A 24332-nucleotide genomic window follows, 5' to 3' on the forward strand; every position below is an offset into this window, starting at 1 on the left:
TAAAATGATTGGTAATTCACACAGTACAAAGGTGGTATATGTCAGATGAATGAAATCAGAAGTTTTGCAAGAACAGAAGAGCAAAAACATTTAGTCACTAAAGCATCTTCTTTGGCTTCGGATTTTTATACCCGCGCTGCTCATTATGATCAAAATGCTGCATTTCCTTTTGAGAATTTCGAGGCTCTTAAGAATGCAGGTGTTATGGATCTTACCATCCCAAAGGAATATGGTGGAAAAGGAGCAGGGCTTTATGATTTTGTTTTACTGCAGGAAACCATTGCTCAAGGTGATGGCCCTACTGCGCTGAGTCTTGGTTGGCATTTAGGTATTATGATGAATGAAGGAATTAATAGATCATGGTCTGAGGATATATACGAAAAGGTTTGCCGGGAGATTGTTCAACACAACAAATTGATTAACAGTGCACATAGCGAAAGAAAGACAGGCAGCCCTGCAAGAGGGGGGAAACCTGAAACCGTTGCAAAGAAGCTTACCGGAGGCGGTTGGCAAATTAACGGGAGAAAAAATTTCACTTCCCTTGCCCCAGTCTTGGATTACTTCATCATATCAGCGAGCATTGAAGGGACGGAAGATGTAGGAGAGTTTTTGCTTCCGCGCGAACTGAAGGGAATCTCTATAGAAGAAACGTGGAACACTATGAGCATGAGAGCCACCAGAAGTGACGATTTGGTGCTAACGGATGTAATAGCAAATAAAGAAGCACTTCTATACATAAAAAAGAAAAAAGCACCGAAACCACAAGGGTGGCTACTACATATACCCGCTTGTTACTTAGGCATAGCCATTGCAGCAAGAAATGAAGCCGTCTCATTTGCTGATTCTTATCATCCAAACAGCCTGCCTCATCCTATTAGAGAAGTACCTAAAGTAAGAGAACGGGTAGCAAAGATGGATGTGGAATTGACTGCAGCCCGGCATTTATTGTACAGCGTGGCGAGACTATGGGATGAAGAGCCTGATAAGCGCAATGAACTTGTTGGTGAGCTTGCCACAGCTAAGTTGGTTGCAACAAACAGCGCCATCTCCATTGTTGATGAAGCGATGCGGATCGTCGGCGCTCAAAGCCTGCATGCAGAACATCCTCTACAACGCCATTATCGTGATGTCCGGGCAGGTCTTCACAATCCCCCGGCCGATGAAATCACGCTGGAGTTGCTTGCTAAGCAGGCTTTTTTAAAAGAAAGTTAAGAAAATGTAAATCCGTTGATTTCCGTTCCAGGCGCTTCGCTTGCTGCGGGCGGTCAGTGAGCCTCCTCAGGCTTCGCCTTCCGGGGTCTCACCTGTCCCTTCCTCCCGCGGGCGTCTACGCGCCTTTCACTGCAATCACCAAAGTGGCTACATGAAGGGTTTTAGTACAGCACCTAACCGAGTTACGTGAATAAGCATTAACGTATCGTTTATGTAATTTTTAGCTGTGGATTGGAGCAAATGGCGAAGACTCCAGCGGGGGAGTAACGGTAGGTTGAGACCCCTGAAGCGTTGTGAGGAGGCTCAAGGCACCGTCCCGCGGAAAGCGAAGCCATTTGCGTAAAGGAACAGCGGGGCAATCCAGTAACTGAAGTTTTTTTATAAATAAATGGTTTTTTTAGAAGTACAGACTGAGATAAAAAGAGAGTGATGTTATGCACGAAAATTTTAACAAAGGAAAAGGAGACTGGCGCTATCCCATTGCACATAAAGAAGCATGGATTGGGATTGCGCTTGTTATGTTCCATTTTGCTTGGTGGTACGGTTTTGCTTATGGCTTTGGATCAAAGCCGGTCGAATCATATACATATATTTTAGGTTTTCCCGCATGGTTTTTTTATAGTTGTATACTGGGCTTTATCATCATCATTATACTCGTCATTCTAGTTGTTCGATTCTTGTTTAAAGATCTTCCTTTAGAATCAGATGAAGAAGGAGATCGCCCATGAACTTTCAAGTGATCATTCCTTTGTTGATATTTCTCATTATTATTTTTCTTATTGGAGTTTTTGCCTCCAAAAAATTAGCTAACTCATCTTCATTTGTACAGGATTATTTCCTTGGAGGAAGAGAGCTTGGAGGACTATTGCTGGCAATGACAATGGTCGCGACGTATGGAAGTGCGTCAAGCTTCATTGGCGGACCGGGAATTGCTTACCAGACAGGACTTGGTTGGGTGCTTCTGGCCATGATACAAGTGGTGACAGGGTATTTTGTTTTAACGATTTTAGGGAAGAAATTCGCCATTATGGCACGAAAAATGAAAGCCATCACCCTGATTGATTTTTTAAAAGAAAGATATCAGAGTAAGTGGGTTGTATTATTATCTGCAAGCAGCATCATTCTTTTCCTTTTTTCCGCGATGGCAGCGCAATGGATAGGCGGGGCAAGGCTGATTGAGTCGATAACTGGTCTTTCTTATACTTCTGCATTATTTATATTTGCTGCTTCCGTATTGGTCTATGTGATCATCGGCGGATTCCGTGCGGTCGCCATAACAGATGGAATGCAGGGAATTATCATGGTAGTGGGGACCGTTGTTATATTAGCAGGAACCATCATTGCCGGAGGTGGCATTCCTGCAATTATGAGTGATTTAATGGCGGAAAATCCTAATCTCATCACCCCTTTTGGTGCTGATGGATCTTTGACGCCCTTATATGTTTCTTCTTTTTGGATCCTAGTGGGGGTAGGAGTGGTTGGCCTTCCTCAAGTAGCTGTCAGGGCTATGTCGTATAAAAACTCAAAAGCTATGCATGCAGCGTTGATTATCGGTACCATCGTCGTTGGTTTCATCATGCTAGGCATGCACTTGGCGGGTGTATTCGGAAGAGCGGTATTACCTGGCTTAGATACACCAGATACAGTCATGCCACTATTGGCCTTGCATGTTTTGCCAGGTTGGTTGGCAGGGATTGTCTTGGCAGCACCGATGGCTGCCATTATGTCCACGGTTGACTCCCTTTTGCTAATCGTGAGTTCCTCCATTGTAAAAGACGTTTATTTAAATTATATTCGTCCTGACGCACCGGAAAAGAATATCAAAAGGATAAGCATTGGAGTAACAGCAGTAGTCGGTGTACTTGTGTTTTTTATGGCCATTGACCCGCCAGCATTCCTTATTACCTTAAACCTATTTGCCTTTGGTGGATTGGAAGCGGCCTTTATCTGGCCGGTTGTTTTGGGTCTTTATTGGAAAGGTGGCAATGCAATGGGGGCTTTAGCTTCCATTTTTGTAGGGGTACTTACCTATATAGGAATAACGGTATATTATCCTGATGCATTTGGAATGCATAGTGTCGTAATGCCAGTGATGCTTTCTCTCCTATCATATGTTTTAGGTAGCATTGTAGGCAGAAATCGAAAGAGGCAGGAACACCAAGAAATAATAAACAAGTATTTACTTTAATTAAAAGAGTAGGAGTTTATGATGAACAAGCTAAAACAGCTTTATGATAATAGTAGAGAAAAAGCGAGTAGCTTTATGAGGGAAAGCAAAAGGCATCTTGTGATAAGTCTTCTCTTTTATATATCCGTTTTTGTTATCGTGTTAAGTTATTTCTTCTTTACGGGTGCAGGAAAGTGGTTTGATATGCTTTTGATTGTTGGAACTGGTGCATTGGCTTTAGTTTTAGGGCTAGGTATTACGTTGCTCCTCTTGAAAGTATTAGAGGGATTACCAAAGTTTCTGGTGGCTGTCATCGTTGCTTGTATCGTTGTAATATATAGTGTTGGCGCATTTATGGGTCCATTTTTCCGATTAATGGGTTTTACCATCCTCGTGCTGGCTATATTTTTAGGAATTACCGTTTTTCTATATCGTAACAAGAAAAAAGTACTTTTTCTCTTTTTTGGTTTCATTACGGTTGGCTTGCACATAGCAGCTGTCTATCTAGCTGTTACAGATGGCAAAGAAGGCCCTTGGTCACTTGAAGTAGACGGTAACAAGCCGGCAATATCAAATCCGGCTGACAATGGAAACTCCAAAGTTCAATATTTTACATATGGAAGTGGCAAGGATGAGCGCAGGGAAGAATATAGAGATGTAAAATTTGAATCCCCTACTGTCAATATGTCGTCGTTTGTTGCCCAGCCTAAAGGGTTGAATAAATGGTATCGAGAATGGTTTTGGGGCTTTAATTTATACAATGCCCCGTTGAATGGTCGAGTTTGGATGCCTGAAGAAGAAGCGGAAGGAGGGTATCCTCTCGTATTAATCGTACATGGCAATCATAATATGGCCGATTTTTCGGATGGTGGATATGCATATCTTGGTGAGATGCTTGCAAGTAAAGGGTATGTCGTTGCGTCTGTGGACCAGAACTTCATTAACTCCGGTAAAACAGGTCATATCGGTTGGGATAACGCCGGGAGGGCATGGTTGTTGCTAAAACATTTGGAGTTGTGGCAGTCATGGAACGAAGACAAAACACATGCGCTGTTCAATAAAGTGGACATGGATAATATTGCTCTCATCGGACATTCAAGGGGGGGAGAAGCTGTCAGCATTGCTAAGCTATTCAATGACCTTGACCGGTTTCCAAATAACGCAAAAGTAAGTTTGAACTTTGATTTTTCAATAAAGTCATTGGTGGGGTTATCGCCTGGTGATGGTCGATTTAAACCGGGAGATCAGTCAGTAAATCTCCAAGACGTTAACTACCTTACCCTTCAAGGTGGGAATGATACCGACCATACGAATTACCTTGGTATGAGACAATTTCAGCGTGTTTCTTTTTCAGATAGTTTTGACGGGTTCAAAAGCAGTATTTATATCAATGGCGCCAACCATGCCCAATTCAATTCTGATTGGGAAGTGGATCAGCCGAGCCCATATTGGTGGTTTATGAATCGGAAAGAAATAATGGATCCGGAAATGCAAAGAGAAATCACCAAGCTGTATGTTTCTGCCTTTCTAGACGCCACTTTAAAAGGGAAACGTGAATACCGCGACGTTTTTAATGATAAGGAAATTGCTTCGTCGTGGATTCCAACAGATCCGCTAAGAGTGCGCTATGAGGATCGAGATTTTCAATCTATCGCTTCATTTGAGGAAGATGCGGATGTAACCCAAACTACCCAGGAAGGCGGCCGATTACAAGGATATAACCTCCGTGTCTGGAAAGAAATTAATTTACTTCAAAGAAATAAAGAACAGCAAAATAATCAGGTAGTAAAATTGGGTTGGACGAATAAAAATAGTCGATATACCATTACATTGCCTGAAGGTACTGCCAAAAACTTCTCAGAAGAAACTGTATTGAGGTTTGATGCAGTCCAGGCCCATCCAACAAGGTATGATTTTTATTCTATCGAACCACCTGAAGGGTATGAAGATAAAGCAATTCCAATATCAGTGAGTGTTAAAGCAAAGGGGATAGCGGATTTTGATGGCAGAGTAAGAAAAACCATTTACATCGAACCTACTTATACGACAACATTATACCGTTTTGATTGGTGGAACGAGCGTTACGGCAATCAATATGAACATATGCTTCAAACATACGGTATACCTTTGAAGTATTTAAAAGAGGACTTTCCTGACATAGATTATACTCAGATAGAAGAGGTTACCTTTGAATTCAACCAGACCGATAGCGGTTTGATTTTCTTAGATAACATCGGCTTTAACAACTAATCAATGAATAAAAACACCCACTCTCCCTCATAGTAAAGATAGAATCATCACACAAGGGGGAGAGTAGGTTGAACATGAAAAAAATCATCATACTGCTGCTTCTCTCCATTCTTCTTCAGCCTCTGAATGCTTCTGAGTCAAGTACTCTGACACCACTGTCCATTAATCAAACGGATGCGGCCTCCTTTCTTTATGAAATAGAAAAGCCAAAAGACAGCAACATCGTTTCCCTGCCTTTACTTGTTCATTTTATTGATGTGGGACAAGGGGACGCAATCCTCTTGCAAACCCCCAATGGTTCCAACGTACTTGTAGATACCGGACCAAAAGATTCGTCCAAAAAGCTGCTTGCTTATTTAAAGAAGGTAAACGTGTCATCCATAGATTTATTGGTCATCACTCACCCCGATTTTGATCATATTGGTGGAATTCCATTCTTACTGGAAAAGTTACCTGTAAAGAAAATATTAGACAGCGGCAAGGCCCATACAACCTTAACATTTATTCAATACAAACAATACGTATGGAACAATATCGTCCCTGTTCAATATGCAAAAGAAAAAATGAAGTTGGACATTGATCCGAAGTTGAAAATCAAGGTGTTAAACAGCGGTTCCGAAGAAAAAGAAACAAACAATGCATCTATTGTCCTCCATATTACATATGGTGAAATGAAATTTCTATTAATGGGTGATACAGAAGAACAAGAAGAAAAGAGAATGAGCAGGAAATATAACCTGGAATCGACCATCTTGAAAGTCGCGCATCATGGTTCGAACAGTTCCTCCACCGCTTCGTTTTTAAAGGATGTTCAGCCTAAAATCGCAGTAATATCCGCCGGGAAAGATAATGACTTCCATCACCCGCATTTGCCTGTTTTAAACAGATTGATTGAGAGCGGTGCAGATATTTATAATACTGCGGAGTCCGGGAGCATTGTTTTTTCAACAGATGGGAAGCTGTTATTTGTCAACAATCGTCCCTGGCTTTATGCTAGTCAGCAAAAGCAGGAAACGAAGAAGTCGGTTGTCATCACTGGTTTGGATGTAAAAGAAGAAATGGTGACATTAGAAAATAAAAGCGCTGAAACAGTTGATATGTCCTATTGGAAGCTGGTAAGTAAAAAAGGATATCAAACATTTGATTTCCCTGAAAATTATAAGCTCCAACCAGGCGAATCTATTTACATTGCTTCAGGCGCACATAAGCAACATTTCAAAAAATATATCCATTGGCTCAGTGATCATTTATGGAATAATAATGGAGATAAAGCCCAGCTTTATGACGATCAAGGAGATTTAGTGGATGAATATGAAGCAAGTGCGAAGGACGAATAGGTTTTAAATCTCTCGAATGGTGTTATGTAAGTAGATAAGAACCTTTATCTAAAAGCCAACGCGAGGAGCCTTGAAAAATTGAGAAAACTAAAAAAACCAGTTCGTCTGACACTAGCACTTATCATAAGTCTTTTCTTATTCATGTTGTACATCCATACCACCAAGGAAGAGGTTATTGCATCAGCAATAAAGGAATCAAATCAAAACGGCGTATCATTAAGTCTGCAAAATCCATACGTCATGCCAATCAAAGTTTACAGAGCTGCCATGATTGACGGGAAAGAAAATGAGCTACCCATCACCGCTTACAGTGTTAAACTCAACGGGGTGTATACTGGTGGTGACTCAAGTCTAGATGAGTCATTCATGTCTACCCAAACAGAGGAGTTTGAGGAATTAAAGGAGGTTACGATTCCGAGTGTCACTTCCAAAAAAGAAGAAATCTACAGCATCTACATTACAGACCAAAAAAGGGATGGAAGTGTAGAAGCTGCAGAAAAAGTCAAAATCACCTTTAAAATATTCTCCTTCCTCCCAATAACAACAACAATATCACTCTAAACACTGCATAACCTGCAGTGTTTTTTGTATTTATAAGGCAGTTGATTTCCGTTCCAGGCGCTTCGCTTGCCTGCGGGCGGTCCGTGAGCTTGCGGGGTCTCACCTGTCCCTTCCTCCCGCGGGCGTCTGCGCGCCTTCCACTCCAATCAACAAGGTGACTTCATTCACCTTATGAATTATGAAAATGCATCTAACTGAGTTAACTGAATAAGCAATAACATCCCTTTTTCATAATTTTCAGCTGTTGATTGGAGCAAAAGCCGAAGACTCCTGAGGGAGATAGCGCTAGGTGGAGACCCCACAGGCGTAGCCGAGGAGGCTCCAGCAGGGCCCCTAGGAAAGCGAAGCCATTTGCGGAAATCAACAGCGGCTATTAAGGGGCATTTTGGCCAGTTTTTTTCTTATTGGCCTATCAGACAAAAGAGTAATTTAACTGCATTAGGGGAAAATAAAACAACTTATGAGCGTTAATAAAGGTGTTTAAGGTGATAAAGAGAGGGAATGTACATAATGGAGATTGTCAATTATAACTACCTATACAACTGGATAGTTCTAAGCTCAATTGCCGATCCCCGCTGGTGGCTGCTATTTGCATCCATATTTTGGCCTTGGTTGTTATGGTGGTGGGTAGTAGAAAAATCCAGGATGTTCGAGATTCTGGCCTTTGGTCTCTTTTGGGCTGCAATGGCAACCTGGCTTGATTTACTGGGGACAGAATATGGGAAGTGGAGCTACCCCATTAAATTAAACAATGACATTCAAACGCTGCTTCCAGCAGATACAGCGGTTATTCCTGTCATGTATATGCTCCTTTATCAGTATACGTCTACTTGGAAATCATTTGTCATAGGCAGTGTAATATCTGCAGCGCTACTATCATTTATATTTGAACCACTTTTTCTGATGCTTGATATGCTGGATTTGAAAGAATGGTCCCACACGAAATCATTTTTCTCTTTTCTCTTTTTGGCAATTGCCACGAGAACTCTCTTCTTTTTTATAAAAAAGAAGCAGGCTACTTTTTAGTTGACTAACATGTATATACAAGTTAGACTAGTTTACACCGACATGTATATACAAGTTGTCGTACAAATGTAAGCGTTTTTTGAGTGAATTTGTATTATCTTATAAAGAAAAAATATATTTACTATTTTGGAGGGATTATCATGTTCAAAAAACTTTTCGGAATGAAAGAAACCACCCAAACACCTACGGAGGAAACCGTCCTTGCACCTTTAAGCGGAAGAGTGGCAGAGCTGAGCGAGGTTCCAGATCCGACATTTTCACAGAAAATGATGGGAGATGGGTTGGCAATCGTTCCAACTGAAGGGGAAGTCGTTTCACCTGTTGATGGAGAAATCGTGCAGTTCTTCCATACAAAACATGCAATTGGCATTCGTTCACTCTCAGGAGCGGAAATACTTATCCATGTCGGACTTGAGACGGTGTCCATGAACGGGGAAGGCTTTGAAGGACATGTAAAAGAAGGCGATAAAGTAAAAGCTGGAGACAAATTGATTACTTTTAATATCGATCTTATCAAAGAGAAGGCAGCTGATATTATCACTCCAATCGTTATTACAAATGGGGAAAATGTCGAAAGCCTCGATAAGAAATCCATGGCTGATGCTGTAAAAGGCCAAACGGAATTGTTTCAGCTTAAAATGAAAAATTAAGTTGATTCCAATATAAGAATTGTAAACGAATAGAGAAGGCATACAGGAGGAAACAGAAATGGACATAAGAAAACAGACGGAAGAAATTGTCCAAGCCTTAGGGGGAAAAGAAAACGTCAGCGCAGCCACACATTGTGTGACTCGTCTCCGTTTGGCTTTGCATGATGAAAGTAAGGTAGACCAAAAAGCGTTAGAAAGCATTGATGTGGTGAAGGGTTCTTTCTCCACTAATGGTCAATTCCAAGTTGTAATCGGACAAGGAACTGTTAATAAGGTTTACAAAGAGTTTGTTGATATTACCGGTGTAGGAGAAGCCTCAAAAGATGAAGTGAAAAAGGCTGCCGAATCCAATTTGAATCCACTGCAGCGTGCGATAAAAACATTAGCGGATATTTTTATTCCGATACTGCCAGCCATTGTTACAGCAGGTCTATTAATGGGGATAAACAATTTGTTAACAGGGCCGGGTATCTTTTACGATGAGCAATCTGTTATTGATGTTCATACTGAATGGGCAGATATTGCAAGTATCATTAACCTGATAGCCAATACAGCCTTTGTCTTTTTACCGGGTCTTATTGGTTGGTCCGCAGCGAAACGCTTTGGCGGTAGTGAACTGTTAGGGATTGTGCTTGGACTTATGCTTGTTCATCCAGATTTACTTAATGCATGGGGATATGCAGAAGCACAAGAAGACGGAGCGGTTGAAACTTGGAAATTCTTCGGTTTAGAGATTGAAAAGGTAGGTTATCAAGGACAAGTATTACCTGTTCTTGTTGCGGCATTTGTACTGGCTAAAGTGGAGCAATTTTTATCCAAACGTATAAGTGATGCGTTTCATATGCTTATCGTCCCGCCAATCACTTTATTATTGACAGGATTTGTAACGTTTGTAGCAATCGGACCTGTTACATTCGCTATTGGTAATTTCCTGACGAACGGATTTGTAGGAATTTTCGATGCTGTTCCTGCACTTGGCGGACTTATTTATGGTGGTCTGTATGCACCGTTAGTAATTACAGGGATGCATCATACTTTCCTTGCAGTAGATTTTCAGCTTATTGCGACAATTGGTGGAACATTCTTATGGCCGATGGTTGCCCTGTCTAACATCGCACAAGGGTCAGCTGCATTTGCCATGATGCTTGCGACGAAAGATGAGAAGTTGAAAGGTTTGGCATTAACATCTTCCATTTCAGCTTGGTTGGGGATTACAGAACCAGCAATGTTTGGTGTTAACTTACGTTTTCGCTATCCATTCTTTGCAGCAATGATTGGATCTGCCATTGCAGGAATTATCATAACCATTGCTGGTGTTAAGGCTCCGTCTATCGGGGTGGGTGGAATACCTGCATTCTTCTCCATTATGGCGGAATACTGGCCGATTTTCTTCCTTGGAATGGGGATTGTACTTGTCGTACCATTTGTCATTACTTTCTTAATAGCAAAAGTGAAAATGAGAAAAGAAGCGTAAAGATTGTAAAAAGGGGGTGACCCCTTTTTGCAATTTTTTCAATTATGAAGGGAGAGGTTGATAGATGAAGCATTCTTGGTGGAAGGAAAGTGTCGTATATCAAATTTATCCTCGTAGTTTTATGGATTCCAACGGCGATGGGATTGGTGATATTCAAGGGATTATTATGAAGCTGGATTATCTAAAGGAACTTGGTATCGATACCATATGGCTATCACCAGTATACGAATCGCCAAATGATGATAATGGGTACGACATTAGTAACTATATGGAAATAATGGATGAGTTCGGATCAATGGAAGATTGGGAAGAGCTGTTACAGCAGATACATATGAGAGATATGAAATTGATCATGGACCTTGTGGTCAATCATACTTCTGATGAGCACGAGTGGTTTGTGCAGGCGAAAACATCCAGGGAAAATCCATATAGGGACTATTATATTTGGAGGGACCCAAAAGAAGACGGCAAGGAGCCGAACAACTGGGCATCCAATTTTGGAGGATCTGCTTGGGAATACAATGAAGAAACAAAAGATTATTACTTGCACTTATTCTCCAAAAAGCAGCCAGACCTAAACTGGGAAAACGAAAAGCTGCGTGAAGAAGTATATCAAATGATGAAATGGTGGTTGGATAAAGGTGTTGACGGTTTTAGGATGGATGTCATCAACTTCATTTCTAAAATCGATAATTTGCCTGACGGAGAAATTAAGCCTGGGAAAAAATATGCTTCGGGAAGCAAGTTCTACCGTAACGGACCAAAGATCCATGATTACTTGAAAGAAATGAATGAGAAGGTATTATCGCAATATGATGTCATGACAGTAGGAGAGATGCCTGGGGTTACTCCTGATCAAGCAAAGGACTATACAGGTGAAGAGAGAAATGAACTGAACATGGTTTTCCAATTTGAACATATGGGATTGGATAATGGAATGAATGGTAAATGGGACTTGCAGGAACTGGATTTACTTGATCTCAAACAAAGTTTATCGAGGTGGCAGTATGCTCTAGCAGAAAGTGGCTGGAACAGTCTCTATTTTAACAACCATGATCAACCAAGGTCCGTCTCTAGATTCGGAAACGACGGAAAATACCGAGTGGAATCCGCTAAAATGCTGGCTACGCTTCTTCATATGATGAAAGGTACTCCATATGTTTACCAGGGAGAAGAAATAGGAATGACAAATGTTCGGTTTGATTCTATTGAATCCTACAAAGATATTGAAACACTTCAAGCTTATTCCGACTTAAAAGAGCAGGGGTGGAGTGAGCAGAAAGTAATGGAAAGCCTCTTCCAGAAAAGCAGGGACAATGCCAGAACTCCAATGCAGTGGAGCGATGAGGAGCACGGTGGTTTTTCTACAGGGGAACCTTGGCTGGCCATAAACCCGAATTACAAATCTATCAACGTAGAAGCGGAAAGAAATAATGAACATTCTATTTTTCAATATTACAAACGATTGATTCAATTGAGAAAACAGAATGACCTGATCATTTATGGGGATTATCAATTGATCCTTGAACATGATCCGGAGATTTTCTCCTATGTTAGAAGCTATCAAGACAAAAAGCTGCTTGTGATTTGTAACTTTTATGACAAGGAGCCTACATTCAAACTACCTAAAGATATTAATTTTATGACTAAACAACTATTATTAAGCAACTATACGGTAGAAGAACAAAGTAATATTGCTGAGTTTACCTTGCAGCCATATGAAGCACGAGTATATTTATTGAATTAACATCTACTATCTAAAGAATAGAAAAAGAGGTGCTTGAAATGAGTAAAATAGAACAAGAACCGTGGTGGAAGAGGTCTGTTGTTTATCAGATCTACCCAAAAAGCTTCAATGATACTACCGGAAACGGCGTAGGTGACATTCAAGGTATTATTGAGAAACTTGATTACTTAAAAGAACTTGGAGTGGATGTTATTTGGTTGACTCCTATTTACAAATCACCGCAAAAAGATAATGGCTACGATATCAGTGACTATTTTTCCATTCACGAAGAATATGGAACGATGGAAGACTTCGATCAGCTTTTATCTGAAGCGCATGATAGAGGAATTAAAGTTATCATGGATATTGTCGTGAACCATACATCGACCGAACATGAATGGTTTCAGAAATCAAAAGAGCAGAAAGATAATAACCCATACCGCGACTTTTATATTTGGAAGGACAGCAAAGAAGATGGCAGCGAACCGACAAACTGGGAATCTAAATTTGGCGGGAACGCTTGGCAACATGATGAACAAACCGGTCAATGGTATTTGCATCTATTTGATGTGACGCAAGCAGACTTGAATTGGGAGAATGAAGAAGTTCGCAAACAAGTCTATGATATGATGACTTTTTGGTTTGAAAAGGGAGTGGATGGTTTTAGGTTAGATGTAATAAACCTTATTTCAAAAGACCAGAGTTTCCCGGATGATGATGGATCGGTGCCTCCAGGCGATGGCCGTAAATTTTACACAGACGGACCTCGAGTTCACGAATACATGAATGAAATGTACGAAAAAGTATTTTCTAAATATGACAGCATGACGGTAGGGGAAATGTCCTCAACGACAATTGATCATTGTATTAAATACACTCGACCAGATCGAAACGAGCTCAGCATGACATTTAACTTCCATCATTTAAAAGTGGATTATCCGAATGGAGAAAAATGGTCTGTTGCAGATTTTGATTTCCAACAATTAAAGGATATTTTATCTACATGGCAGATTGAGATGGAAAAAGGCGGCGGTTGGAATGCATTGTTCTGGTGCAACCATGATCAACCACGTGTCGTATCCCGATATGGAGATGATGGCAAATATCACAATAAATCAGCAAAAATGCTTGCTACAAGTATGCATATGATGAGAGGTACTCCTTACATTTATCAAGGGGAAGAGTTCGGAATGACCAACCCGGGATTTGTAAAAATAAGTGACTACCGTGATGTGGAATCTTTAAATATTTTCAACTTAAAGAAGGAAGCTGGAATGAGCGAGGAGGAAATACTAGAGATTCTCCGCCATAAATCCCGTGATAATTCTAGAACGCCGGTTCAGTGGAATCGTGAAGAAAATGCAGGTTTCACGAATGGCACACCTTGGATTGGAGTCGCAAATAACTACAAAGAAATAAACGCAGAGACAGCATTGAATGACGAAAATTCCGTTTTCTATCATTATAAAAAGTTAATTGAATTACGCAAGAACTATGATGTTATCACACATGGAGATTTCCAATTGATTTCAGGAGATGATCCACAAATATTTGCCTATATACGTAATTGTGAAAATGAAAAACTACTTGTAGTAAGCAATTATTATGGCAAGGAAAGTTCCTTTGTCCTACCAGAGGATGTAGATGTGGATGGGTACAAGTCAGAGGTGCTATTAAGCAACTATGAGGATTCTAGCAGTCAGTATAGTGAATTGACTTTGCGTCCATACGAATCCATCGTTTATCACCTGAAAAAGTAATGCTACAATAGCTGTAGGTGGTAGAAAATGAAAAATAATAAATATCAGGCAATTTATCAGCAGTTGGTTATGAAAATAGAAAGACAAGACTTCTTGGCTGGAAATAAGCTTCCGTCCGAGCATGAACTGATGGAGCTTTTCAATACATCTAGAGAAACGGTAAGAAAAGCACTAAATCAACTTGCTCAGAACGGTTATATCCAAAAAGTACGAGGAAAAGGATCGATTGTGCTGGCACGTGATAAATTTGATTTTCCCATTTCTGGCTTGGTCAGCTTTAAGGAACTAGCAGTGAAAATGGGGAAACCATGGAAGACAATTGTACACGAACTTGAAACAGTTGTAGGATCTCCGGATTTACAAGCTAAATTAGGAGAAAAAGAGCTGTGGAAGGTAGTCCGTTCTCGCAGAGTGGATGATGAAAGTATTATCTTGGATAAAGATTACTTCATCAAAAGCCAAGTGCCTTATTTAGACACAGAAATTTGCACAAACTCCATCTATGATTACTTGGAATCGGAAAAAGGAATGCAAATAGCCTTTGCCGATAAAGAGGTGACAGTAGAGGAAGCAACGGATGAGGACAGGCAGCTGTTGGACTTAAATGGTTTAACTCATGTTGTGGTGGTAAAAAGCATTGTCCATCTTGACGATGCAAGTCCCTTTCAATTTACGGAATCGCGCCACCGTTTGGACAAATTCCGATTTGTTGATTTTGCAAGAAGAATGAAATAAGTGTGAGGAAAGGCACTCTCGTTAATGGGAGTGTCTTTATTATTTCTTAGCGTCCTCATCATCCTTATGAAGACCTCAGTGACAAGAAATAAGGAGGAGAGAGGTCCTCATCACCGTTATGAAGACCTCAGTGACGAAGAAAAAGGAGGAGAGAGGTCCTCATCATCGTTATGAAGACCTCAATGACAAGAAAAAAGGAGGAGAGAGGTCCTCATCATCGTTATGAAGACCTCAATGACAAGAAAAAAGGAGGAGAGAGGTCCTCATCACCGTTATGAAGACCTCAGTGACAAGAAAAAAGGAGGAGAGAGGTCCTCACCGCCCGAATGAAGACCTCAGTAACAAGAAAAAAGGAGGAGAGAGGTCCTCATCGCCCGTATGACGACCAGGGTGACAATGAAAATTCATAGGAATGCTCAAAGTTGAAGCGCAAAGGCAAGATTGGGCTAAGGTTATCCGATATATTCCATAAGCGGTAAGCTGCGTTCAAAGAAATTTGTACCTCATTTGGGCCTCTGGTTTATGCTGCATTAGCGATTTTGTTTTTTCTATAAATATTTTAATTTTCAAATATATCATTTAAATTACCCTTATCTTCTTATATAATAGTTATATTAAAGATTCGATTATCGAAATAAATGGAGGGGAAGTAAATGGCGCAAGTATTAAATAAAGCATTAAAAAGAGAGGAAGTCCCGTTAGAGCAAACTTGGAACCTTGAGGATTTGTTTGTTTCCACAGAAGAGTGGGAGAAGGAGTTGCAAGCGGTCCAAGCGGAACTATCGACTGTCACTCGTTACAAGGGGAAAGTTGTGAAAGATGCGAAAACACTACTTATGTGTTTGAAGGACAAGGATTCATTGACAGAGAGAGTAGTGAGAGTGATGACTTTTGCTTCCCTGAAACAATCCGAAGATGGAACGAATCCTGAAAATCAAGCTAATTCGACTCGTGTAGGCGGCATGCTTTCCAATTTCAGCGCCAGTATTTCATTTGTTCAATCTGAAATCCTGCAATTAGATGAGGAAACTTTGAATGCATACATAGCAGAAGAACCGGAGTTGGGAGAATATAAGAAATCCTTGATGGATGTTTTGGAAACAAAGCCACATAAACTTTCTCCTGAAGCTGAAGAAGTACTTTCTGCTTTTGGAGAAGTGCATAATGCACCATATACCATCTATCAAAGGAGTTTAATATCAGATATGAGATTTCCGTCATTCTTTACTGATGATGGACAGGAGCATCCGCTATCTTTTAACTCTTTTTCTAATTACGAAGGGTCTTCTAATACAGAATTACGTAGAAAAGCCTACCAAACATATATTGATACACTAAAACAATACAAGCATACGTATGCGGCAACTTATGCAACAGAAGTAAAAAAGCAGGTGGTAGAAGCACGTCTGCGAAACTATGATTCTGTAACGGATATGCTTCTTCACGACCAACAAGTAACGAAAGTGATGTACCATAATCAATTGGATACGATCTTAAATGAGTTGGCACCACATATGCGTAGATATGCAAAATTGAAAAAGCGTGTGCTAGGTTTAGAGACGATGCATTTTAGTGACTTAAAAGCTCCACTAGATCCAGATTTCAACCCGGAGATTACCTATGAGGAAGCATCTAAATTAATTTTAGAGTCATTAGAAGTGATGGGACCTGAATATATGGAAATAATGGAAGAAGGGCTGAACAATCGATGGGTTGATCTGGCTGATAACGTAGGGAAGGGTTCAGGTGCTTTCTGTTCCAGTCCTTATGGTGTCCATCCCTACATCCTGATGACTTGGAGTGACTCCATGAGGAATGCCTATACACTGGCCCATGAATTAGGTCATGCAGGACACTTCCGCTTAGCAGGCAGATACCAGAAGCTTTCTAACACACGTCCATCTAGGTATTTTGTAGAAGCTCCATCCACGATGAATGAAATGCTCTTGAGTCAGCACATTCTATCACAGCCAAATGATGAAAGAATGCGCAGATGGGTAATCTTACAATCATTAGGGACGTATTATCATAACTTTGTTACACATATTCTTGAAGGGGAGCTTCAACGTCGCGTTTACAACCTAGCGGATAAAGGGACTCCTATTACCGCCAATGTCCTATGTGAACAAAAGACAGCATTGCTTTCTGAATTCTGGGGAGATGCAGTGGAAATGGATGAAGGAGCGGGATTAACCTGGATGCGTCAGCCTCACTATTATATGGGACTTTATCCATACACCTACTCTGCCGGACTTACTGCTTCTACAGCTGCAGCTAAACAGATCCAAGAAGAAGGCCAGCCGGCTGTGGATCGTTGGCTATCCGCATTAAAAGCAGGAGGCACATTGAAACCGTTGGAACTGATGCAATTGGGTGGAGTTGATATGACAACACCTCAACCAATTAAAACAGCTGTCGCTTATGTCGGCTCATTAATAGACGAGCTAGAAAAAAGCTTTTCCTAAACCACCCCAACACCTTATCTGAACACAGATAAGGTGTTTTTAGTCTTTTGCGAAATGAAACAGCGTAGTCTATCAACATTCCCGTTTTAAACCCGATAAAAAAAGGAGAGAACCAAATAGTCAAGAACGGAAGGGCGTATTAAGTATGGAAAAGACAAGTGGAATACTACTAGACTCCGGTACAAATGAAGTGGAATTTCTTGAGTTTCTAATAGGAAGTACCAGCTTTGGCATAAATGTCTTAAAAGTAAGAGAAATCATCAAGCCTGTCGCAGTCACCAAAATCCCACATTCCCACAAAAATGTGGAAGGAATCATGGAACTAAGGGGAGAAGTCCTGCCAATCATTAACCTCAGAAAGGCATTAAATATAGAAGAGAAAAACGAGTTTTTGGAAGAAAAATTCATTGTTACGGAATTCAATGGCATGAAGGTCATTTTACGAGTAGATCATGTAACGCAGATTCATCGTCTATCATGGGCTGAGATGGAAAAACCAGCTTCCTTGCAGCATGGATTTGAAGATCATATAACGGGAATCATCAAACAACCTTCCCAGATGATTCTTCTATTGGACGTAGAGAAGATTATGTTTGATATATACCCTAACCTTGACAAAGAAGCGTCCCGTCTCAATGAAAACCTAAATCCTGCCCGGAGTGAAAAACGGATTATGATTGCAGAAGATTCCCCAATGCTAAGAAAACTTCTAGAAGAGACGTTGCTCGGAGCAGGATTTGAACATATTCAGTTCTTTGAAAATGGGAAAAGTGCATGGGAGTTCATGGAGACCGCAGTGAAAAACGGAAAGCAAAATGTAGATTTGTTAATTACGGATATCGAGATGCCCCAAATGGATGGGCATCATCTCACAAAGAAGATCAAGGAAGATAGCTTTCTATCAAAGATACCTGTTATCATATTCTCTTCTCTGATAACCGATCATCTTAGACATAAAGGGGATCAAGTAGGAGCGAATGCTCAAATCAGCAAACCACAATTGACAAAATTAGTTGAATTATTAGATGAGCAACTAGGTATTCATTGACATTCATAAAGAACGACGAAAGCCCAATCTTTTACTAGATTGGGCTTTCGTCATATCGTGCTCATAAATCATAAATAGCTCTCACCGAGTTTTTTAAATACAGGCTTTTGATATTGTCTTTTTGGATGGGTTTTTTGCCCATCTGTCGGTTGGAAATTTGTGTACCGTTGAAGTAAACTTTTCGCTACAGATAAAGACATATTAGCTTTTGGATTGCGGTAATGATCATTTAGCTCTCCAAGATGCGGCAATTCTGTAAAGTCTTCTTTTGTAGGTGGGAGGTGAAAGTAATAATCCCCTGCCAATACAAGAACGTCAGACTGTTGACGGCTGTTCTTGGGGTTTCTTGAAAAATGCAATCCTTTTTTTGTAGCTTTGCCTTCGGTGATAAGTTTCTCTAAGGCTTTTCTTTTTAACGTATAGAGAAACTTTGGATCCGGCGCGGTTTTTGCATGCCGATTTACAGTAAAGATGGCACGAGAGAGGTTTTCAATAGAAGATTCAATAGGGGAATCGGTTTTTCTTTGGTTTGAATAACTTTTATTATGCATAATAGGCTCCTTTCCTTTCCCTTATTATACTGTGCCTTCACTGAAAATGGAAGGGTGGCTCCAACTTCATCCATTATTGGGCTGAAGCTAGAGCATGTTCCGTGTTCTTTTCCATAAGTGAGATGAAAATATCAACATACTCGGGGTCCCATTGGGTGCCGCTTCCGCTTTGCAGAATAGCCAGTGCCTTTTCCTTTTTCATCCCTAACCGATATGGACGATCAGATGTCATGGCGTCATAGGCATCCGCAACAGCGATGATTCTGCCGAAAAGAGGAATCTCATGACCAATTAATCTATCAGGGTATCCTTTTCCATCAAAGCGTTCATGATGGTTTCTGACACCAGGTATTAATGGAGACATTGCTTCTTTCGGCTGTACTTGATCTAAAATAGTGGCGCCAAGCATTGGGTGTCGTTTTATTTCTTCAAACTCTAACTCTGAAAGCTTACCGTCCTTTAATAAAACCTCATCCTTCACTCCAATTTTGCCGATGTCATGAAGAAGGGCGGAGTTCTTTAGCAGCTCAAGCTGATGAGGGGGCAGTCCAGCTTTTTGGCCAATTAATACGGAGTACCTGCTCACCCTTAATGAATGTCCTGCTGTATATGGGTCACGCGCATCAAGGGTGGTGGAGAGGGTTTGATAAAAACTTTCCATCAACAGCCTATTGGTTTCATTTCTCTCCTCAAGTCCTTGCACCATGGAGTTAAACCCTTGAATTACTTGAGAAAATTCATCAGAATACAATTCTTTAGCGGGTGATAGTTTGTTATTTTCTACATTGTGCATCCCTTTTAACAATTGCGTGATGGGTTGGATGATGTCTTTAAATAACAAAAATGCCCCAAAAGAAGAAAACGCGGCAGCAATGAATAGAATCAATACTCCCCAATTCCAGAAATCCACTTCCAGAGAAATCGTTTCAAAGCGAACTTCGGTTGCCAGGCTGAATAAAAGAACGGGGAAAATTCCGATGAACAACGCGCTTACTAGAAACTTAGTGCGTAAAGACACGATAATATCGCCATGTATAGACAAAGATAAGCGATAGATGTTCTGTGCAGCTTCCTGTAGACAATCCAAAACAGGCCTTATTGCTTTGACTGTAAGGAAGTACTCGATGAACGCATGCATTCCCGCAATTAGCAGAGCACCAAGAGATGCAAGAAATACATATCGAAATGGCATGTTTAAAAGCCCGAGTCGTATGCAGATGATCGCGAGGATGATGGCGGGAACAGAGAGCCCAAGCAGGTGGGGACCTATTATTCTTTTCACTGTTAAAACGGGAAAACGTTGAATATGTAAAAAAGCTTTCTGATAGTCAGCATATGTATTCTCTGTTTTTGTAAGTATCGCTTTGATCGGTTGCAGTTGTTTGTGGAAAGCATAGAATTCACAAAGTACCATGATAAAAGCAGAGGTTAGTAAAATGCTGATCATTACATTTATTTCAGAAAGGGATAGGTTCAAAGTAGAGAAGATAAGGATGCCGCCTACCCCGAGAACTGCTATGGAAGAACCAAGTATATAATTTATAACAAGCTGTTTCACAAAACGACTATATGTTTGCTGGTGCAAGAAATCCCTTCCTTTATCACTAAATATTTCTAGTACAATTATAATCAATCTTAACGGTATGTTCTAGTAAATTTGTTGGATATGGAAAGTAAATGTTATTGAGGGCGAATTTGAACACGAGTCCCATTAGGTACTATTGATGCAAGTTGAAGGACATCTTGGTTATACATACGGACACATCCGCGAGAGACAGCATTTCCAATAGAGCTTGGATCATTCGTTCCGTGAATTCCATAAGATAATTTAGAGAGGGAGAGCCACATTGCGCCAAATGGACCACCAGGGTTAGGTTGTCGGTTTACGATAATATAATTTCCTACAGGTGTCTCAAAGAGCATCCTGCCTACTGCGATGGGATATGTTTTAATGATGGTCCCGTTTTCCTTTAGGACCAACTTTCTGTTTGCAATGGATATTTCGATGGAATAGGGGATGGTATTTGCATCAGGCAGACCGGGAATGATGATTTGCTGACCAGGATATATTACATTAGGGTTTGATATGGAATTTACCGCCAAAATCTCCGCTAATGGCCGCCGATAATCCAACGAAATAGAACTAAGCGTTTCCCCACGCCTCACAACATGTACAGCCACCACACTCACCTCTTTCATAATAAATATGTTAACAAGCATTTTAGAGTTTTATAGCTGTTGATTGGAGCAAAAGGCGAAGACTCCAGCGGGGGAGTAGCGACAATGTTGAGACCCCGCAGGGCGCAGCCCGAGGAGGCTCAAGGTCGCCCCGTGGAAAGCGAAGCCGTTTGCGGAAATCAACAGCGGTGTGTAACAGTTATCTTAAAAAAGCCGATGCATAGTGAGCAGCGGCTTTAAGTTACAATCAATCCATTATCTATAATAAGGATAAGGTGGATACGGTCTTGGGTACGGTCCTGGATATGGTCCATAATAAGGGTATGGTGGGTAAAAAGGTCTAGGAGCTAAAAGAGAACCTACTGCCAATCCCCCTAAAAACGGAAAAAAAGGAAACCCGAAACCTAATCCTCCAATAAATCTGTTATTCGGGTAGTTTCGATACATAGACATATGCCTCCTTTATAGGGTCTCTATAAGGTATGGCAATGTTAAATGGGTTGCGCTTGTACCGAGTAGCCCATTTATCGGCGTTCTAAAGTAAAAAATGCAATTTCAGGCGGGGCCAAAAAGCGATAAGGTTCTCTAGTAGTACCCAGACCTTTATTCACATATAAGGTTAAATCATCCAAATGATAAAAACCTTCATAAAACTTGGATCCTAAAGGAGGAGTAATGAGCGGACCGAAAAACGGAATCTGCACTTGTCCTCCATGGGAGTGACCAGAAAGTTGCAGATTTACATGAAACTGCTCTGCTATTGAGTCAGCTGCATCCCCTTCATGAGCCAATAATATTGTATAAGCGTCTTCAGGAATAGCACGCAGAGTTTCATTGAAATCAGGTCTCCCTAGCATCAAATCATCCACACCAGCAATGTATATTATGCTTTTGTCTATTAATTCTATTGTCGTATTCTCGTTTTTTAACACGGTGAAACCGGAAGTCTCCATTATTTCCTCATACGTCTCTGTTCCATATCCTCCATGATCGTGGTTTCCATAAATCGCAAATTTTCCAAGTGGAGCCTTGATTTGTTTCAAAATATTTATAAGGTTGTAGGAGCCATCGTACTCTAACGGGTTGTCCATTAAATCTCCTGTAAAAAAGACAATATCCGGTTCCTCTTCATTAATCAGACGTACTACTTTTTCTAACTCTGCTTGCCCGAAATGATGGCCAACATGCGTATCAGAAAATTGAGCAATCTTTATTCCGGAAAAACTTTTAGGGATATTAGGGTGCTTAATCGTATGTTTTAATTTGTTCATTTGCTTTGGTTCTATATATCTAGCATAAAAATAGCCTGCACCAGTTGTCAGTAAAACGGTGAATACTATTGTAAAGATTCGTTTAAAAAAGCCTCGTCTCGTTATTTTACTCATATATATACCAACCTTACCTATCATAATATCAACCATTATAGCACCTTTTAGAGGTGAATTTCTCTTTCTATCTTTCTACTTTTATATGGAAACTTTTTGTATAAATTTTATAAAACATTTTAATTATTTTGAATATTAGGTTAGAATAGTATAGAGACATAGGATTGGGGGAGATTTTATGGGAGAAAAGAAAGTTGTCATCGTTACTGGTGGCTCTAGCGGTATGGGGAAATATATGGCTTTGAAGTTCGCTCAAGAAGGTTACAATGTGGTGATTACCGGTCGTGATCTTGATCGACTTGCGCAAGCCAAAGCGGAGATTGAGGGACATGATGGCGAAGTCTTGACCGTTCAGATGGATGTAAGGGAGCCTGAGCATGTGGAGAGAATGGTTAAGTTGACGGACGAAGCATTTGGTAGAATCGATGTGCTTGTCAACAATGCAGCTGGAAACTTTATCTGCCCGGCCGAAAAATTATCTGTTAATGGGTGGAAATCTGTCATTGACATCGTCTTGAATGGAACGTTTTATTGTAGCTCTGCAGTGGGTAATTATTGGATGCAACGGAATGTTAAAGGCAGCATGATTAACATGGTAGCCACTTATGCCTGGAATGCAGGAGCAGGTGTGGTGCATTCTGCTGCAGCCAAAGCAGGAGTCCTTTCCCTTACAAGAACCCTTGCGGTTGAGTGGGGAACCAAATACGGAATCCGAGTGAACGCAATTGCTCCAGGACCAATCGAAAGAACTGGCGGGGCAGACAAATTGATGCAATCGGAGGAAGAGGCTAAAAAAGTTGCGGAAAGTGTCCCGTTGAAACGTTTTGGAACACCTGAAGAAATCGCAGAATTAGCATTCTTCCTTAGCTCCGAAAAAGCCGCCTACATAAATGGAGAATGCGTAACCATGGACGGCGGACAATGGCTACAACCATTTCCGTTTTAAGTCATAGTGATTTATAGCTGTTAATTGGAGCAAAAGGCGAAGACTCCTGCGGGGGAGTAGCGGCAATGTTGAGACCCCTGAAGCGTTGTGAGGAGGCTCAAGGTCGCCCCGCGGAAAGCGAAGCCATTTGCGGAAATTAACAGCGGTTGTAAGAAAGGTAATAGCTCGAGTAAAGCAATTTTTTATATTGCTTTACCGGGCTTTTTTTCATACTTGTATACCGGTTTTGCTCATACTAAGCAAAAGCAACAAGGAGGAAACACAATGAGCATCTATTACAAATATGATTGGGATGAAGAAAATAAAGAACTGACCGTCTATATAAACCCAACAGAAGCATTCTATGAGTTTTCCGTCGAATACGCCAGCAACCATGAAAAACTATCAAAAAGAAAAAATCTACTGGATTCAGCAAGAAAATTGGCATCAGAAGTGTTGCCCAAAGGGACGGTTGTCAATAGCTATCGAGTGAAATTTCAACAATTTCTGATCGCTGTACTGGATGAAAAGAATGGAGCCACAAGAGAATTTTTGGAAGGTCCGGCTTGCGGTAATTACAAAGTGAAACAAAATGACACGTTAAGAGACATAGCGGCAAAATTTTCAATGGACGAAAAAACCTTAAGACAAGTAAATAATATGGAAGATGACTCTTTATTTATAGGTATGAATCTTAAGGTACCGTGCTATCTCCACACAGTGGTAACTTCAGATAGTTTGCTGAAAATTGCCCAAAGATATGACATTTCACGTGATTCAATTAGGCAATTAAACAAATTGGAAACGGACTGCTTGAAAATCGGACAAGAACTAAAGATCCCAAAAAGGTTGAAATAAAATAGCGTCACCTTTTTATTTTCG

20 protein-coding genes are annotated in these 24332 nt (G+C 40.6%); 16 read left to right on the plus strand and 4 right to left on the minus strand.

Annotation, left to right across the window (positions count from 1 at the left end):
* Positions 1-45 precede the first annotated feature (45 nt).
* From K7887_RS08520 to K7887_RS08585, 14 genes are all read left to right on the plus strand, one after another.
* On the plus strand, positions 46-1212 hold the full coding sequence (locus K7887_RS08520; protein ID WP_223493144.1) for an acyl-CoA dehydrogenase family protein: 1167 nt from the start codon (positions 46-48) through the stop codon (positions 1210-1212).
* A 434-nt stretch (positions 1213-1646) separates the two neighbouring features.
* A complete protein-coding gene (locus K7887_RS08525) occupies positions 1647-1940 on the plus strand; it encodes a YhdT family protein (RefSeq protein ID WP_223493145.1) in 294 nt (97 codons plus the stop codon).
* Entirely contained in the window at positions 1937-3400 is a 1464-nt protein-coding gene (gene panF / locus K7887_RS08530) for a sodium/pantothenate symporter (protein ID WP_223493147.1), read from the plus strand. The genes K7887_RS08525 and panF overlap by 4 nt, the downstream gene beginning before the upstream one ends.
* An 18-nt stretch (positions 3401-3418) precedes the next feature.
* Positions 3419-5629 carry an alpha/beta hydrolase family protein gene (locus K7887_RS08535; RefSeq protein WP_223493149.1) on the plus strand — a complete coding sequence of 737 codons (2211 nt, stop codon included), beginning with the start codon at positions 3419-3421 and terminating at the stop codon, positions 5627-5629.
* 74 nt (positions 5630-5703) lie between these two features.
* Positions 5704-6966, plus strand: coding sequence for an MBL fold metallo-hydrolase (locus K7887_RS08540; RefSeq protein ID WP_223493611.1), 1263 nt, complete (start codon positions 5704-5706; stop codon positions 6964-6966).
* Positions 6967-7044: 78 nt separating this feature from the next.
* Entirely contained in the window at positions 7045-7527 is a 483-nt protein-coding gene (locus tag K7887_RS08545; protein WP_223493150.1) for a hypothetical protein, read from the plus strand.
* A 510-nt stretch (positions 7528-8037) separates the two neighbouring features.
* Positions 8038-8553, plus strand: a complete 516-nt coding sequence (locus K7887_RS08550; protein WP_223493152.1) for a CBO0543 family protein — start codon at positions 8038-8040, stop codon at positions 8551-8553.
* Positions 8554-8693: 140 nt separating this feature from the next.
* Positions 8694-9203, plus strand: coding sequence for a PTS sugar transporter subunit IIA (locus K7887_RS08555; RefSeq protein WP_223493154.1), 510 nt, complete (start codon positions 8694-8696; stop codon positions 9201-9203).
* Positions 9204-9261: 58 nt separating this feature from the next.
* The gene (gene treP, locus K7887_RS08560; protein WP_223493155.1) at positions 9262-10677 is read left to right on the plus strand and encodes a PTS system trehalose-specific EIIBC component; all 1416 of its coding nucleotides are present in this window, start codon (positions 9262-9264) and stop codon (positions 10675-10677) included.
* A gap of 64 nt (positions 10678-10741) precedes the next feature.
* Entirely contained in the window at positions 10742-12424 is a 1683-nt protein-coding gene (locus K7887_RS08565) for a glycoside hydrolase family 13 protein (protein WP_223493156.1), read from the plus strand.
* A gap of 38 nt (positions 12425-12462) precedes the next feature.
* Positions 12463-14163, plus strand: coding sequence for an alpha,alpha-phosphotrehalase (gene treC / locus K7887_RS08570; RefSeq protein WP_223493157.1), 1701 nt, complete (start codon positions 12463-12465; stop codon positions 14161-14163).
* A 27-nt stretch (positions 14164-14190) separates the two neighbouring features.
* Positions 14191-14898, plus strand: coding sequence for a trehalose operon repressor (gene treR / locus K7887_RS08575; RefSeq protein ID WP_223493158.1), 708 nt, complete (start codon positions 14191-14193; stop codon positions 14896-14898).
* 653 nt (positions 14899-15551) lie between these two features.
* Positions 15552-17363 carry an oligoendopeptidase F gene (gene pepF / locus K7887_RS08580; protein ID WP_223493159.1) on the plus strand — a complete coding sequence of 604 codons (1812 nt, stop codon included), beginning with the start codon at positions 15552-15554 and terminating at the stop codon, positions 17361-17363.
* A gap of 145 nt (positions 17364-17508) precedes the next feature.
* On the plus strand, positions 17509-18411 hold the full coding sequence (locus tag K7887_RS08585; RefSeq protein ID WP_223493160.1) for a chemotaxis protein: 903 nt from the start codon (positions 17509-17511) through the stop codon (positions 18409-18411).
* Between the two features lie 68 nt (positions 18412-18479).
* Here K7887_RS08585 and K7887_RS08590 read toward each other — a convergent pair whose 3' ends face one another.
* From K7887_RS08590 to K7887_RS08605, 4 genes are all read right to left on the minus strand, one after another.
* Positions 18480-18962 (minus strand): YkyB family protein, encoded by a 483-nt coding sequence (locus K7887_RS08590; protein WP_223493161.1) that lies wholly within the window; start codon positions 18960-18962, stop codon positions 18480-18482.
* Positions 18963-19035: 73 nt separating this feature from the next.
* Entirely contained in the window at positions 19036-20547 is a 1512-nt protein-coding gene (locus K7887_RS08595; RefSeq protein ID WP_223493162.1) for an HD domain-containing phosphohydrolase, read from the minus strand.
* A gap of 95 nt (positions 20548-20642) precedes the next feature.
* Positions 20643-21143 carry a L,D-transpeptidase family protein gene (locus tag K7887_RS08600; protein WP_223493164.1) on the minus strand — a complete coding sequence of 167 codons (501 nt, stop codon included), beginning with the start codon at positions 21141-21143 and terminating at the stop codon, positions 20643-20645.
* 521 nt (positions 21144-21664) lie between these two features.
* Positions 21665-22525 (minus strand): metallophosphoesterase, encoded by an 861-nt coding sequence (locus K7887_RS08605; RefSeq protein ID WP_223493165.1) that lies wholly within the window; start codon positions 22523-22525, stop codon positions 21665-21667.
* A gap of 178 nt (positions 22526-22703) precedes the next feature.
* Between K7887_RS08605 and fadH the strand changes: the two genes are divergently transcribed.
* A complete protein-coding gene (gene fadH, locus K7887_RS08610) occupies positions 22704-23471 on the plus strand; it encodes a 2,4-dienoyl-CoA reductase (RefSeq protein WP_223493166.1) in 768 nt (255 codons plus the stop codon).
* 264 nt (positions 23472-23735) lie between these two features.
* The gene (locus tag K7887_RS08615; RefSeq protein WP_223493167.1) at positions 23736-24308 is read left to right on the plus strand and encodes a LysM peptidoglycan-binding domain-containing protein; all 573 of its coding nucleotides are present in this window, start codon (positions 23736-23738) and stop codon (positions 24306-24308) included.
* Positions 24309-24332: the final 24 nt, after the last annotated feature.

It is taken from the genome of Sutcliffiella horikoshii (assembly GCF_019931755.1).
In the GTDB taxonomy this organism is placed as follows: Bacteria; Bacillota; Bacilli; order Bacillales; family Bacillaceae_I; genus Sutcliffiella_A; species Sutcliffiella_A horikoshii_E.

Bases quoted from the DNA above. Each gene is read 5' to 3' on its own strand.
- K7887_RS08520 (WP_223493144.1), top strand. From the start codon at position 46: ATGAATGAAATCAGAAGTTTTGCAAGAACAGAAGAGCAAAAACATTTA.
- K7887_RS08525 (WP_223493145.1), top strand. From the start codon at position 1,647: ATGCACGAAAATTTTAACAAAGGAAAAGGAGACTGGCGCTATCCCATT.
- panF (WP_223493147.1), top strand. From the start codon at position 1,937: ATGAACTTTCAAGTGATCATTCCTTTGTTGATATTTCTCATTATTATT.
- K7887_RS08535 (WP_223493149.1), top strand. From the start codon at position 3,419: ATGATGAACAAGCTAAAACAGCTTTATGATAATAGTAGAGAAAAAGCG.
- K7887_RS08540 (WP_223493611.1), top strand. From the start codon at position 5,704: ATGAAAAAAATCATCATACTGCTGCTTCTCTCCATTCTTCTTCAGCCT.
- K7887_RS08550 (WP_223493152.1), top strand. From the start codon at position 8,038: ATGGAGATTGTCAATTATAACTACCTATACAACTGGATAGTTCTAAGC.
- K7887_RS08555 (WP_223493154.1), top strand. From the start codon at position 8,694: ATGTTCAAAAAACTTTTCGGAATGAAAGAAACCACCCAAACACCTACG.
- treP (WP_223493155.1), top strand. From the start codon at position 9,262: ATGGACATAAGAAAACAGACGGAAGAAATTGTCCAAGCCTTAGGGGGA.
- K7887_RS08565 (WP_223493156.1), top strand. From the start codon at position 10,742: ATGAAGCATTCTTGGTGGAAGGAAAGTGTCGTATATCAAATTTATCCT.
- treC (WP_223493157.1), top strand. From the start codon at position 12,463: ATGAGTAAAATAGAACAAGAACCGTGGTGGAAGAGGTCTGTTGTTTAT.
- treR (WP_223493158.1), top strand. From the start codon at position 14,191: ATGAAAAATAATAAATATCAGGCAATTTATCAGCAGTTGGTTATGAAA.
- pepF (WP_223493159.1), top strand. From the start codon at position 15,552: ATGGCGCAAGTATTAAATAAAGCATTAAAAAGAGAGGAAGTCCCGTTA.
- K7887_RS08585 (WP_223493160.1), top strand. From the start codon at position 17,509: ATGGAAAAGACAAGTGGAATACTACTAGACTCCGGTACAAATGAAGTG.
- K7887_RS08590 (WP_223493161.1), bottom strand. From the start codon at position 18,962: ATGCATAATAAAAGTTATTCAAACCAAAGAAAAACCGATTCCCCTATT.
- K7887_RS08605 (WP_223493165.1), bottom strand. From the start codon at position 22,525: ATGAGTAAAATAACGAGACGAGGCTTTTTTAAACGAATCTTTACAATA.
- fadH (WP_223493166.1), top strand. From the start codon at position 22,704: ATGGGAGAAAAGAAAGTTGTCATCGTTACTGGTGGCTCTAGCGGTATG.
- K7887_RS08615 (WP_223493167.1), top strand. From the start codon at position 23,736: ATGAGCATCTATTACAAATATGATTGGGATGAAGAAAATAAAGAACTG.